Here is a 14,639-nt window from a genome sequence, read left to right on the forward strand (position 1 = left end):
AATACACTGCATGATCGTTATTGAACATACCCTGGTTAGTGATGAGGTGCTGGAAGAACAGTTTGTTTGCGATCTCAATAAATGTAAAGGGGGGTGTTGTGAAGATGGAGATACTGGCGCTCCTCTTGAAACAGCTGAATTGGATATCATTAATGAGGTATATGAAATTGTGAAACCTTATCTCGCACCCGATGGATTACGTGAAATTGAGCGGGTTGGCCGTTACCAGTATGATAAGGAATTCGGTTGGGTTACTCCTGCTGTTAATGGTGGCATCTGCGCCTATGGTTATCACGATGATAAAGGCATTTTAAAATGTGCATTCGAACAGGCATATAATGATGGCAAGATTAATTGGAAAAAGCCCATCAGTTGCCACCTTTTCCCGATCCGGATCAAATCCGGCAAAGAGTATGATATGCTTAATTATGAACCACGGGAAGTCCTGTGCGCACCGGCCTGTGTACTGGGAAAGAAACTGAAAGTTCCGGTTTATCAGTTCCTCAAAGAAGCCCTTATTCGCAAATACGGGCAGGAATATTATGAGGGACTGGATGCTTATTATCATCAGTATCACGGTAAAAATCAGGCAGGATGAGTACAGACTATAAATCAGGTTTCCTGGCTAAAAGCACCATTAAGGCGGCGGATCTGGAACATCGCCGTAAAATCAATTTTAATATTGGACGGTACAATTCGGTTGTGCCCCTGGGTAAGCAGCAATTCAGTGACCTCGAACTGGCTCGTGAAAGAGCCAAGAATATCAAATGGAGAGCCATCGAAACCCTGGATCAGCAACTCGAAAATTTTGAAGCCAATTTTACTGCCCGGGGTGGGAAAGTGATCTGGGCGGAAACCGCCGACCAGGCAAGAGAAGCCATACTTGAAATCTGCCAGGAAAAAGGTTGTAAAACCCTTGTCAAGAGCAAGAGCATGGTTACGGAAGAGATCCGGTTAAACGAGTTCCTGGAGAAACATCATATCGAAAGTGTTGAAACCGACCTGGGAGAATATATACAGCAACTGGATGGAGAATCTCCCTATCATATCGTTACTCCAGCCATGCATAAAAGCAAGGAAGATGTAGCCAAATTATTTGCCGAAAAACTGGGAACCGATCCAAAACTGAATCCGGAACAATTAACCCTCGAAGCAAGAGCAAGGCTTAGGGAAAAATACATACAGGCGGAAGTAGGTGTAACCGGCGCAAATTTTCTGATTAGTGATATTGGAGGAGTCGCGGTTACGGAAAATGAAGGGAATGCCCGCCTGAGTTGTGCCTGGCCTTCCACACATATTGTGGTGGTAGGGATTGAAAAAATGATCCCCTCCATGCAGGACCTGGGACTTTTCTGGCCCCTGCTTGCAACTTATGGAACCGGTCAGTGGCTGACTGTTTATAACAGTATCATTACTGGTCCAAGACAACCAGGTGAAATGGATGGTCCGAAGGAAATGATCGTTATTCTGCTCGATAATGGTAGAACCAATCTGCTTGCCAATCCCAAAACCCGGGAGAGTTTGTATTGCATTCGTTGCGGTGCCTGTTTGAATGCCTGCCCGGTTTACAAAAATGTTGGCGGACATACCTATAGCACCACCTATAGCGGCCCCATTGGAAGTGTGATCACACCCCATTTGCGCGACCTGAACGAATGGAAACACCTGAGCCATGCATCCTCCTTATGTGGCAACTGCACGGAAGTTTGTTCTGTAAAGATCAATCTGCATGAACTGCTGCTGGAAAACAGGGCGGAAGCAGTTCGGGATGGATATAGTCCTTTTATAGAACGTATGGCCTGGAAAGGATGGAAAATTGCTATGCTGCAACGGAAATGGATGAATAAAGGAAAGGCAGGCATGAAAGACTGGGTGGTTAACAGAATGGTAAAGGGTTGGAATACACACAGGGCTAATCTGCATTTCCCGGAGAAATCCTTCAACCAGCTCTGGCGCGATAAACACCCCGCTAACTGATAATATGCTGGTATATTGCCCTGACCCTTCCCCCCGACTCGCCTATGTGCTTGATTTTATCAGTGAGGAAATGCTGATGGACAGGGCAGTAATCTGCCAGGACATGAATACCTTTCTGCATTTTGAAGGAGTTCGAATCAATTACAGTGAGCAGGATTTTGAAGGGGTTTATCATACGATTCGTCCACATGGACTGCTCCGGGAAACGGGCATTGCAGTGCAGGAAATAAAGATGGGGCGATGGAAAAATCTGCCGGTTTTCTTTTTCAGGCAACAAGCTGGTTTGAGTTTTGATATTTTTGCTGCCATCTTTTATTTGCTCTCACGATATGAAGAATACCTGCCTCATGAAAAAGATGAATTCGGCCGATTTTCTCATAAGGCTTCACTTGCTTTCAGGGAGGGATTCCTGGATCGCCCATTGATCAATGAATGGCTGATGGCCTGGAGAGAAGAGCTATCAGCAATCTTTCCGAAGGCAGTTTTTAAACGAAGAAGTTATCGTTTCATTCCCACCTACGACATCGATATGCTGTATAGCTATCGGGGTAAAGGATGGCTGCGAAATATCGGAGGAACAGCACGATCTCTTTTACATGGAGATTTTAAACAGGCTATTGAACGATGGAAGGTTTTAAGAGGAAAAATGAAAGATCCTTTTGATGCCTATGAATGGCTTGATGCCCTTCATTTGTATTGCCGGGTTAAACCAATTTATTTTTTCCTGGTGGCGCAGAAGCAGGTGGGACTGGACAAGAATATTTCAACTTCTTATAAACCTTTTCAGGAACTGATCAATTATTATGCATCCGTTTATAAAATCGGTTTGCATCCTTCCTGGCAGAGTAGTGTGGAAGATGGAAATTCCATTTTGAGGGAAGAGAAAGAATGGCTGGAAGCAGTTTCCGACATATCAATTGAAAAAAGTCGCCAGCATTTTATCAAATTCACTTTACCAGGTGGTTACCAACGTTTGCTGGACTCAGGAATACAAAAAGATTATTCCATGGGATATGGAACAATCAATGGTTTCAGAGCCTCTGTCGCATCATCCTTTTACTGGTTTAACCTGGAGACCAATGCAACCACAGCACTTCGTTTGTATCCCTTCTGTTTTATGGAGGTCAATGCATTTTTTGAACAAAAGCTGACTCCCCAGCAGGCTTATACCGAACTCATGAAGTATTATGTTGCGGTAAAAAAAGTACAGGGAATTTTCATTACAATCTGGCACAATAATTATTTGGGATCCGATCCAAAATATGCCAGTTGGCGCGATCTGTACGAAATATTCATGAAAGAGGACGCTTACTGGGATGCTGTTGGTTGATCAGAGACAAGTTGTTTTTTCCGGAAGGCTTCGTTAACCAGGTAAACTCCAATCAATGCTACAACTCCGCCAATCAGAATATAGGCGTTGAGTTTTTCATCAAACAACCAGGTGCCAAGTAAAAGGGCAACTATCGGATTAATATATGCGTAAATAGAAACCTGCTCTGTAGGCAGGTGCTGCAAAGCGTATAGATAAGCCATAAACGCCAGGACGGAACCTGCTACTGCGAGATAAAGGATCGCTATCCAGGATGGCATCGGTATTTCAGTTATGGGAATATGTTCACCCGTGATGCGGGTTACACCGAACAGGGCGATACCTGAAATCATCATCTGTAAACCGATGGAGAAATAAGGATTAAAACCCAGCACCTGCTTTTTTGTATAAAGAGTGGCGAAGGCCCAGCTTAGGGTACCCATTACCGATAAAAAAATACCAAACCTGAATTCAGGATTTAAAAAATCGGCCAGGTGATCATAAAAGATGATGCAGATGCCTGCAAATCCAAGCAGGAAACCAATGATTGATTTGGCTGTCAGCTTTGAGTTACCCGCAATCAGTGCAATTACAACCAGCCAGAGTGGGAATACTGCTCCGATGATGGCACCTAATCCGCTGGAAATGTATTTAACTCCCCAGGTGGAGAAGCTGTTGCTGAGAAAGAAATTGAGAAAACTCAAGGTCAGGATGGGCCACCATTCTTTTCCCCTGGGGAAAGCGCGGCCCTTGGCCATAAAGAAGCCGATATAGAGGGCTCCCCCAAGCATTTGACGAATACTGGCAAGTTGTAAAGCAGGCATATATTTAACACCTGCTTTGGAACCAACCCAGGTTGTACCCCATAAAAAGCTAACGGCAGCCAGTGCAAGTAATGCTTTGGCATGTGTCCCTCTTTTTCGGAGGCTCAATGGATTCATGGAGGCCAGCAGCTTTGCCAAACAGTCCTCGCTTTTCGTTTAATGTTTGAAATGACGCATGCCTGTCATCACCAGTGCGAGCTGGTGTTGCTGGCAATACTCTACAGAGTCTTTATCACGGATGGATCCACCCGGCTGAATGAATGCTTCTATGCCGGCTTCATGACCCATCTGAACGCAATCATTGAAGGGGAAGAATGCATCACTTGCCAGTACTGCACCTTTCAGATCGAAAGCAAATTGTTTTGATTTTTCAATAGCCTGTCGCAGTGCATCAATCCGGCTGGTTTGTCCGCATCCTTTACCTATCAGTTGCTTGTTTTTCACGAGGGCAATAGCATTGCTCTTCAGATGTTTGCAAACAAGGTTGGCAAATTCAAGATCAGCTCTTTCAGCATCGGTAGAAGGGCGACCACCGGCTTCTTCCCATTTTTCGTAATTGCCTTCATCCTGCTGTTGAACCAGTACTCCGTTCAGCATGGATTTATATTGGTACAAACTACTCACGGATTGTTTTTGCTGCAGTAGAATTCTGTTTTTCTTGGATTTCAGTATGTCTAAAGCAGCAGGTTCAAAATTTGGAGCAATTAATACTTCAAAGAAGATTTCATTGATGGCATTTGCTGTAGAACTGTCGATAGTACCATTGCATACCAACACGCCCCCAAAAGCGCTTTCCGGGTCTCCTGCCAGTGCTGCATCCCATGCCTGTTTAACCGATGCTCTTGCAGCGATACCACATACATTGGTATGTTTGATGATCGCAAATGTATACTCCGGTTGTGCATTTCTGTTAGCATCAAACTCACGGATCAGTTGTACCGCGGCATCTACGTCTACCAGGTTGTTATAGGAAAGTTCTTTACCATTGAGCTGGGTAAAAAGAGTATCCAGCTGGCCATAGAAAATACCCTGTTGATGCGGGTTTTCACCATATCGCATGATTTTGGGTGAGGGTATGGAAGCCAGGAAATAATTATCCTGTTTAGGTGTGAAATATTGTGAGATGGCCACATCATAATGAGCACATACTTCAAAAGCCTTTGCCGCGAAATGTTTGCGTTGTTCAAGCGTAGTGCTGCCGTTCTGATCTCTTAACATGTTTTCCAGCAAACTGTAATCCTGTTTAGAAGCAATCACTACCACATCCTTATGATTTTTCGCAGCTGCTCTGATCATAGACGGACCACCAACATCGATTTTTTCAATAATGGCCTGCTCATCGCTTGTATTGGCTACGGTTTCTTCGAAGGGATAGAGATCTACGATAACAAGGTCCAGTTCCGGAATTTCAAATTCTTTCATTTCGCTCAGATCCTGCTCATTTGCTCTGCGACCCAGAATTCCTCCGAATACTTTAGGGTGTAGGGTTTTTACCCGTCCGCCTAAGATTGAAGGGTAGGAAGTAACAGACTCCACAGGAACACAGGGAAGATTCAGTTTTTCTATGAATTGCTGGGTGCCACCGGTTGAATAAATGGTTACTCCCTGTTCGTGCAGGAGTTGAACCAGGGGTTCTAAGCCGTCTTTGTAAAAAACGGAAATCAATGCAGACTGGATCTTCTTGTTCATACCAAGGAATTATCAGTTAAAAGATGGGCAAGCAAAACTTCGATAGAAGGCGCAAAGCTACGGTTTCGAATTCATTTTTCCGGTATGGGATTAGGAAGAATGGTTGAAACTGATTGACAAAAAGCACCTTCCTGCCAGGTTGAATGGACCCGGTACCCGGCCCTGGTGAGTGCTGTATGCCATTGGGCTGCCCGCGATTCAGGAATAGATCCGTCAATTAATAGGATTGTTCCTTTCGGGGATTTATTCAAAAGTGACTTTATGGAACTGATCTGTCTGTTAAGCAGGAGATAATCCGGGTCCAGCAGTAGGTACTGTGCCAGTTCTCCATTGTTTCGCGGCAGGGCGAGTAGCTGATTTTCAAAGTTTATTATGCTGGCAGTAGTGTAATGACTTGTTTCAATTCCAAGGTGTCTGCGGGTATCGTCCAAAGTTTTGTGTCTTGGGGGTGAAAATCGGTTCAGGAAAAAATGAGCTGTTGTTCCGCTGATTATCGTAAGGATAGATTTACCTGGCAGATGATGTAGTAGTATAAGTTCCTGTTTCTCCTGGTTCCATTTCTGGACAAGACCGAGTGAAAGAAATCCTGTGAGCGATACCAGAGAAAGAAAGATTAAACGCGGCTGGCGTGATTTCAACCAGCCTGTCATCATTACGAGCAAAACATAAGCGAACGTAACCTGGCCATGGGTCCAGTTGATATCATGGATCAGGGCGCCCGGTAAGCGACTGATCAGCTCAATTCCAAGGTTCATCCAATGAATAAAATAACCTGTAAGAGTACCAAGGAAGGGTATTGTAAATCCGATGGCTGCTGTCATCCAGAGTGCCAGGGTACCAATAAGGGCCATGCTGGATAAGGGTACTGCCATCAGGTTGGCAGGAAGGAAATAGACTGGTAGCTGGTGAAACAGCAGGATGCAGATTGGAATGGTCAGGATTTGGGCAGCGATCGTTACGGCACTTAATTCCCAGACAGCATTCATGATGGGATTCTGAACCGCTACCAGGTTAAAAAAACTTTTTTGATAAAGTACAATACTAAGAAGGGCTGCAAAGGACAGCAAAAATCCGGCATCCCAGAGCCAGTTAGGGTCTATGAGCAGGAGTATAAAAGCGGTGAGGGAAATGGATTGAAAGGAATTCACCGGTTTGCGGAGCAGTTTTGCAAAGAGAATGAAACTAAACATGGAAGCAGCACGGATGATGGATCCGGCACTGCCTGCTACTGCTGCAAAAAACCAGGTAAAGACAACCACCAGCAGGAATTTTATCCATTTGGTAAAAGGAAATCTGCTCTCCGGGAACAGTAGAATTCTTTGGAGAATAAGAAAAATGAGACCGAGGTGCATGCCGGATACGGCTATTACATGCACAACCCCGGTTTGGGAATAAGTATCCAGCAGTTCCTTGTCTACTTCTTCGCGGTAACCGATTAGCAGTGCTTTTGCCAGTTGATTATGTGGAACCGGAATGGAGGTGTCCATAGCTTCAAGCGCTACTTGTTGTGCGCTTGTCAACCAGGTGCGATACCGGTTTTCATAGGAGGAAGGAAATGCAACCAGTTGGCTGCTGTCGAGGTATAACTGGTGGAAAATGTTTTTTTTATGGTTGTATACAGCGAAATCAAAACTTCCCGGATTTCGGTTGGGTATCAGTTTTTTTAACCGGTCAGCTGGCAGGAGATATGTTGAACCAGGTTGCAGGTATCCGGATTGATCCTTTGGAAGGTATAACAGGAAACGGCCTTTTCGGTACTGGTTGATTCCGTCCCTGGTAATTACAGATTTAACCTGCATGGTAAAGCGGGCGGATTTTGCTCCTAATGCCGGAAGCGCTTCTGGTTCTGCCACTACGAGGATTTGCTGATTCAACTGATGCCCGATCCAATTAGGGGAGTACCGGATATCATGTAACAACAGGCTGGTCCATCCCAGCGATAGTAAAAAAAATTGCAGGCAACAACCGAATAAAAGGTTGAATGCCTGCAACTGTTTTTGCATAAGTTGGTGGAGTAGAAAACAGCCTGACAGGAAAACGATGGCTATTGTAGAGCTGATTACGATCCTGTGGGGCAACAACGTTTCTCCCAACCAGATACCCCCTAAAAAGGGTAGAACCAGCCGGATAAAGGGGGCTGCCAACCAGGGAGCTGCATCTTTTTGCATAGCTGTTGATCTCACTGAAAACTAGTGCCCATCAAGTTTTCCTGCAAGGGTTTTTTAACCCTGATTGTTTGCCTGTTTAGTTCAGGTTGAATATCAATTCCCTCACACCTACTTCACGTCTTACTTTGGGAAGTTTGGCAAGTGGATCTTTTTCTTCATCCCGAAAACCAAGCGCCAGGAGAAGTACGGCACTCGTGCCTTTTTCATCCAGCCCCAGGATTTCGTTAATTTTCTCGGGATTAAAACCTTCCATTGGTGTGCTGTCAATTTTTTCAAGGGCGGCTGCCGCTGTGGCATACCCCAATGCGATATAAGCCTGGCGTGCATTCCACTGGAATAGGTCCGCAGCTGATTTACCCTGCGTATTGGAGAGGATCATGTTTTTAAATCCGTCAAGTGATTCGACGGGAACCTGACGAATCCGGGCCATCCGATCTATATAGGCATCCACCTGGGCATTGGTAATGTTTTTCCATGCTGTGAAAACAAGCAGGGCACCGCTTTCAGTGATGGCAGGCTGGTTGTAGGCAGCAGGTGCAAGTTTTTCTCTCAGTTCCGGATCTTCAATTACCAGCACTTCAAAAGGTTGAAGTCCGAGTGAACTGGGTGCCAGTTTTATTGCTTCCAGTATGTTTTGAAGTTTTGTTTCCGGTACGGGTTCTCCATTGTATCGCTTGGTGGCATAACGCCAATTCAGCTGTTCGAGGTAATGCATAATATGTGTTTGGTGTTATTAATTGCATATACAATGTTCAAACATCGTTCCAAAGACTGAGTTGCTGCCAAGATTGCAGTCCCCCATCCGCCGTGGCGGGCCCACCGGTCGGGTGGCATCTGCTTTGGCGCAGTTCCCTCGGTTAGGTGCCATCCGCTACGGCGGAAGAGGGAATAAAAAAATCCCCTGGGCGGGTTGGCGCAGGGGATTGAATAAAATGAGTAAAGGATCTTATTTGCTGAGGTACATCGAGCGGTCTTTGTACAACTGCCGGAAATAGGGATCGCGAAGATCTTTTACAAATCGGATGGCTTCACCGGTACTTTTCATTTCCGGACCGAGTTCTTTATTCACGCCCGGGAATTTGTTGAAACTGAACACGGGCTCCTTGATTGCAAATCCTTTCAGTTTTTTCTCGAATTTGAAATCAGTGAGTTTATTCACGCCTATCATTACTTTGGTAGCGATATTCAGGTAAGGAATCTGATAGGCTTTCGCGATGAAGGGAGTAGTACGGGAAGCGCGTGGGTTTGCTTCAATCACGTACACTTTTCCGTCCTTAATGGCGAACTGAATATTGATCAGTCCTTTAATATTTAATGCTCTTGCAATTTTCTCCGAATAATATTCCATGGTGGTTACCTCCAGCGGGGTCAGATTGAAAGCTGGCAGCACCGCATTGGAGTCTCCCGAATGGATACCAGCCGGTTCAATATGCTCCATAACACCCATTACATGGAAATTCTCCCCGTCAAAAATGGCATCCACTTCCGCTTCCTGGCAGCGATCCAGGAAATGGTCGATCAGGATTTTGTTACCAGGTATATGCTTCAATAGGCTTACTACTGCCTTTTCCACTTCTTCGTCATTGATTACAATCCGCATTCTTTGTCCGCCTAATACATAGGAGGGGCGCACCAGCACAGGATAGCCAACTCGATTCGCCACTTCTACAGCTTCATCCACATCGTATGCTGTACCATAATCCGGATAAGGAATACCCAGTTCTTTCAGCATATCGCTGAAGCGGCCGCGGTCTTCTGCGATATCCATGTTATCAAAGGAGGTCCCGATGATGCGGATTCCTTTTTCATTCAACCGTTGTGCAAGTTTGAGTGCTGTTTGTCCACCTAATTGAACGATCACTCCTTCGGGCTGCTCATGTTCGATGATTTCCCAGAGATGTTCCCAGAAAACTGGTTCGAAATATAGTTTATCTGCGATATCAAAATCAGTTGAAACAGTTTCCGGGTTGCAGTTAACCATGATGGCTTCGTAACCGGATTCCTTGATAGCAAGTAACCCGTGTACACAGCAGTAGTCAAATTCGATACCCTGTCCAATTCTATTGGGACCAGAGCCGAGTACCACAATCTTTTTCTTATCGGTAACCTTACTTTCGTTTTCGCCACCTTCTTCAAAAGTGGAATAGAAATAGGGTGTTTTTGCTTCAAACTCCGCGGAGCAGGTATCAACCATTTTATACACCCTGCGGATTCCGGCTTCTTTGCGTTTAGTGTATAGATCATCCTCATGACCATCCTGCATGATGCGGCATATTTGTTCGTCGCTGAATCCGTGGAGTTTTGCTTCACGAAGCAGGTCTATGGGTAGGGTGGCCAGTTTGTATTTGGCGATTTCTTTTTCCAGGTTCACGATCTTCTGGATCTCATAGAGGAACCAGCGATCAATACCATTTGTAACTTTCGAGATGGTATTGATACTAACACCGAGCATCAGGGCATCTTTGATCCGGAAAATGCGATCCCATTTCGGTGTTTTAATGTATTCGATTAATTCTTCCGCATGCATCTGGCTTTTTCCATAATAGCCAAGTCCTACTGCATTATTTTCCAGGCTCTGACAGGCTTTCTGTACGGCTTCCGTGAAGCTCCGGCCGATACCCATCACTTCCCCTACACTTTTCATTTGCAATCCAAGGGTATCATTGGCACCTTTGAATTTGTCGAAATTCCAGCGTGGGATTTTCACAATTACATAATCCAATGCAGGCTCGAAGTAGGCGGAGGTACTTTTAGTGATCTGGTTTTCCAATTCATCCAGTGTATATCCGATGGCCAGTTTGGCAGCAATTTTTGCGATCGGGTATCCGGTTGCTTTTGAAGCAAGTGCGGAGGAGCGACTTACGCGGGGGTTGATTTCAATAGCGATAATTTCTTCTGTGGCGGGGTTCAATGCGAACTGAACGTTACAACCTCCGGCAAAATTACCCAGATCGCGCATCATATTGATGGCGGTATTACGCATTAACTGGAAGGCTGTATCGGAGAGTGTCATTGCAGGAGCAACTGTGATAGAATCCCCGGTATGCACGCCCATAGGATCGAAGTTCTCTACGGTACATATGATTACCACATTGTCATTGGCATCTCTGAGCAGTTCGAGTTCAAATTCTTTCCATCCCAGTACGGCCTGTTCAACCAGTACTTCATGAATAGGGGAGGCTTGCAATCCACGGTTTAGGGCTTCATCCAGGTCTTCTTTATCATGCACGAAACCACCGCCGGTTCCACCCAGGGTAAAGGAGGGGCGAATTACCAGGGGGAAACCAATCTGCTGGGCAAATTCTTTTCCTTCCAGGAAACTGTTGGCTGTTTTGGCGGTAGCTACCGGTACTCCGAGTTGAATCATCCATTGGCGGAATTTTTCACGGTCTTCGGCTTTATCAATGGCTTTGATGTCTACACCAATCAGTTGTACGCCATATTTTTCCCAAACTCCGAGGTCCTCTGCTTCCTTGGCCAGGTTGAGCGCGGTTTGTCCACCCATGGTAGGTAATACTGCATCAATCTGGTTTTCTTCCAGGATCTGTTCAATACTTTCTACTGTCAAAGGGAGAAGATACACCCGGTCGGCCATCATGGGATCGGTCATGATCGTAGCCGGATTGCTGTTGATCAGGATTACCTTAATCCCTTCTTCGCGTAAACTACGTGCAGCCTGGGTTCCGGAATAATCGAATTCGCAGGCTTGTCCGATGATAATGGGTCCTGAACCGATGATCAGAACAGATTTGATGGAATTGTCTTTTGGCATGGTTGCGGAAAAATAAATTGCGCAAAAGTACGGTCCGGGAAGCAATTTTCCCTGATTAATTTTCACGCTCCATCACAAACTCCGGCGGGCGCAGCCCTGAATAGGCATAAAAAAAGGCCCTCACCGTAGTGAAGGCCTGCTTTATGTGGAAGAGGTGCATTAACTGTTGTGATATGCTGCCATCTCGATGTCATCCAGCAAAACCTTCCCTTTGCGTACTTCCGCTTTGCGGATTGCACGGGATTGCTTTTCTTCCTGTTTACTCAGGATTCTGAACATCCATTTCTGGCGGGCCTCCTGACCTTTAAAAGCCCCGATCAGGGATCCCACTACCATTACCACCATCACTACTGCTTTTTGTTGGAATCTTTTCATACCATTCTATTTAACCTTTAAAAAATTGCTGCCAGTCAAGCCTCCTTGTTTAGACACACAAATAACAACAAACGCTGTTCCATGTTTGCAAAAGCCATACCTAAACCTATCATTTATTTTAATTTAACAAGTTGTTTAAACAACTAAAAAATTTCTACGTTCCATTCCTCCCTCTTCCATTCCTCCATTTTCCCCTCTTCCATTCCCCCCTTCCCTGCTTATCTTTGCAGCTTCAACAAAAAAAAGCCGATGATTCGACTTACCCTGATGGCCCTTTTTCTTAGCAGTTTGGTCCGGGCCCAGTTTCCGTCCAGTCCGGATTATCCAAAAGCTTATTTCAGTAATCCACTTTCCATCCCCATCAGCCTGAGTGGAAATTTCGGTGAGCTCCGTCCCAATCATTATCACATGGGGCTTGACCTTAAAACGGAACGCCGTGAAAACCTGAAAGTGTTTGCTTCGGCGGAGGGCTATATCAGTCGGATCAAAGTAGAACCTGGCGGATTCGGAAGAGCCATCTATGTGAATCATCCAAATGGGTATACAACGGTTTATTGTCACCTGAATGATTTTTTTCCGGAATTGGAAAATTGGGTGAAAGAGTTGCAATACAGGAAAGAATCCTGGTATCTGAACGATGAAGTTCCTGCCGAAAGGTTTCCTGTCAAAAAAGGCCAGTTGCTGGCATACAGCGGTAATACCGGAGGATCACAGGCACCACATCTGCATTTTGAGATCAGACGAACTTCTGATGAAGTCAATCTGAATCCGATGTTGTTTGGTTTTCCGTTGGCAGACCAGACCAAGCCCACTATTCTTCGGGTAGCTATCTACGATAGAACCAAATCGGTCTATGAACAATCGCCCAGGCTTGTACCAGTAGTTAACAAGGGCAATGGAGAATACAGTACGGTCTTACAAACGGTTAGCACACCCAAAGTAAGTCTGGCACTAACTACCTATGACACGCATACCGGTTCTTCCAACCTCAATGGTGTTTTTGAAGCAGTACTCTTTGATGAACAACAACCGGTAGTTGGTTTCCGGATGGATCAGATCAGCTATGATGCCACCCGTTACCTGAATGCGCATATCGATTATAAAACAAAACAGGGGGGTGGCCCTTACCTGCAGCATATGAGCGAATTGCCGGGTTATATCAATTCGGTTTATACCCGGTTTAATGGTGATGGAGTGGTGGATTTATCAGATGGGCTGGTTCATGAATTATCAATCGTGGTAAAAGATGCCTATGGAAATGCAAGCAGGGTTAAAGTGCCGGTAAAATTCAATGGAGTTCATGCACCCGGACAGGTATTGCCAGGTAAACGCTTTTACCCAATGATGGTAGATATCTTCGAGTCGGAGGAATGTGAGTTTATCATTGGGGAAAGAACCCTGTATGATTCTGTCAGCCTGGTTCACAGAAAACAACCTGCAATGGGATCTGGTGTGGTTTCTTCCATCCATACGATTGGAACTCCTTCCATTCCGCTGCAGGATGCCATGATGGTGCGGATCCGGTTGACCGAATCTCTTACGGATTTTCATAAATCGAAAGTAATCATGCAACGAATTTCCGGCACCCGCAAGGAGGTTCAGAAAGTTAGCTGGGAAGAAGATTGGGCGCTTGCCGGATTCCGTGAATTTGGATCCTTTCAATTAGTTCTTGATACCACGGCACCTGAAATTATCCCTGTCGGATTCAAAGATGGAGCCAACCTTTCGGCGGCATCGCGTGTTGTTTTTACCGTTAACGACAATTTTGGGAAATGGAAAGTGTTGAGAACAGAACTGGATGGGAAGTGGATCAGATTTACAAACGACAAAGGAAAAAACTTTATTTACGTGTTCGATGAACATTGTCCTCCTGGTGACCATGAACTAAGAATCGTAGCAGTTGATGAAGCGGGTAATGAAAGGGAAGAGAAGTGGAGGATAAGGAGGTAGGGAAGAAGGGAGGAATGGAAGATGGAGGAATGGAAGAGGGAGGAAAGGATACAAAAAGTACTCTATGAATAAATTGGAGGCGGGTGTTAAGGCGCCGGCATTTAGTGGAAAAGATCAGAATGGGAAAACAGTAAAACTTGCTGATTTTAAAGGAAAAAAAGTAGCCCTTTATTTTTATCCGCAGGATATGACACCAACCTGCACAGTGCAAGCCTGCAATCTGCGGGATAATTACAACATCCTCCAGGCAAATGGAATCCAGGTGATCGGGGTTTCACCGGATGAAGTTAGCAGTCATAAAAAATTTGAAGAACGTCATCAATTGCCCTTTCCTCTGATAGCAGATACAAAACATTCCATCATTGAGAAGTATGGAGTATGGGGGGAGAAACAATTGTATGGTCGTAAATATATGGGGCTGCACAGAACTACCTTTCTAATCAACGAAGAAGGGATCATTGAAAAAGTGTATCTGAAACCCAAAAGCAAGCAGCACGCAGAGGAAATTCTTGCTTTTTATAAAAGCTGACAGATCCCCGTTTTTGGGGAGCATCCGAACTGGCATTATTTGATTA

At 45.1% G+C, this 14,639-nt stretch carries 11 protein-coding genes; 5 read left to right on the forward strand and 6 right to left on the reverse strand.

Annotated elements, in window-relative coordinates; genetic code table 11:
• The first annotated feature begins 10 nt into the window (after nt 1-10).
• Genes MD536_RS13545 through MD536_RS13555 form a run of 3 tightly spaced genes read left to right on the forward strand, consistent with a single transcriptional unit; the run spans nt 11 to nt 3,307 of the window.
• A complete protein-coding gene (locus MD536_RS13545) occupies nt 11-598 on the forward strand; it encodes a DUF3109 family protein (RefSeq protein ID WP_239600964.1) in 588 nt (195 codons plus the stop codon).
• Nucleotides 595-1,977: a LutB/LldF family L-lactate oxidation iron-sulfur protein gene (locus MD536_RS13550; RefSeq protein WP_239600972.1), complete on the forward strand. Its 1,383-nt coding sequence runs from the start codon at nt 595-597 to the stop codon at nt 1,975-1,977. The genes MD536_RS13545 and MD536_RS13550 overlap by 4 nt, the downstream gene beginning before the upstream one ends.
• Before the next feature lie 4 nt (nt 1,978-1,981).
• Complete coding sequence (locus tag MD536_RS13555) at nt 1,982-3,307, forward strand: DUF7033 domain-containing protein (protein ID WP_239600973.1); 1,326 nt, start codon at nt 1,982-1,984, stop codon at nt 3,305-3,307.
• Here MD536_RS13555 and MD536_RS13560 read toward each other — a convergent pair.
• The 6 genes from MD536_RS13560 to MD536_RS13585 form a co-directional block, all read right to left on the reverse strand.
• Nucleotides 3,286-4,248 (reverse strand): DMT family transporter, encoded by a 963-nt coding sequence (locus MD536_RS13560; RefSeq protein WP_239600974.1) that lies wholly within the window; start codon nt 4,246-4,248, stop codon nt 3,286-3,288. The two genes, MD536_RS13555 and MD536_RS13560, sit on opposite strands and share 22 nt — an antisense overlap.
• Before the next feature lie 18 nt (nt 4,249-4,266).
• Nucleotides 4,267-5,799: a bifunctional phosphoribosylaminoimidazolecarboxamide formyltransferase/IMP cyclohydrolase gene (purH, locus tag MD536_RS13565; RefSeq protein WP_239600976.1), complete on the reverse strand. Its 1,533-nt coding sequence runs from the start codon at nt 5,797-5,799 to the stop codon at nt 4,267-4,269.
• Between the two features lie 71 nt (nt 5,800-5,870).
• Nucleotides 5,871-7,967, reverse strand: a complete 2,097-nt coding sequence (locus MD536_RS13570) for a ComEC/Rec2 family competence protein (RefSeq protein WP_239600982.1) — start codon at nt 7,965-7,967, stop codon at nt 5,871-5,873.
• 76 nt (nt 7,968-8,043) lie between these two features.
• Nucleotides 8,044-8,682, reverse strand: coding sequence for an NAD(P)H-dependent oxidoreductase (locus MD536_RS13575; protein WP_239600983.1), 639 nt, complete (start codon nt 8,680-8,682; stop codon nt 8,044-8,046).
• A gap of 231 nt (nt 8,683-8,913) precedes the next feature.
• Nucleotides 8,914-11,739: a carbamoyl-phosphate synthase large subunit gene (gene carB, locus MD536_RS13580; protein ID WP_239600991.1), complete on the reverse strand. Its 2,826-nt coding sequence runs from the start codon at nt 11,737-11,739 to the stop codon at nt 8,914-8,916.
• 159 nt (nt 11,740-11,898) lie between these two features.
• Nucleotides 11,899-12,114 carry a hypothetical protein gene (locus tag MD536_RS13585; protein WP_234866855.1) on the reverse strand — a complete coding sequence of 72 codons (216 nt, stop codon included), beginning with the start codon at nt 12,112-12,114 and terminating at the stop codon, nt 11,899-11,901.
• A gap of 249 nt (nt 12,115-12,363) precedes the next feature.
• On the opposite strand from MD536_RS13585, the gene MD536_RS13590 reads away from it, so the two are divergent.
• Complete coding sequence (locus MD536_RS13590; RefSeq protein WP_239600998.1) at nt 12,364-14,064, forward strand: M23 family metallopeptidase; 1,701 nt, start codon at nt 12,364-12,366, stop codon at nt 14,062-14,064.
• A 64-nt stretch (nt 14,065-14,128) separates the two neighbouring features.
• A complete protein-coding gene (bcp, locus tag MD536_RS13595; protein ID WP_239601000.1) occupies nt 14,129-14,593 on the forward strand; it encodes a thioredoxin-dependent thiol peroxidase in 465 nt (154 codons plus the stop codon).
• Nucleotides 14,594-14,639 lie beyond the last annotated feature (46 nt).

Origin of the sequence: Flavihumibacter cheonanensis, from assembly GCF_022352215.1 — a bacterium.
Lineage (GTDB): Bacteria > Bacteroidota > Bacteroidia > Chitinophagales > Chitinophagaceae > Flavihumibacter > Flavihumibacter cheonanensis.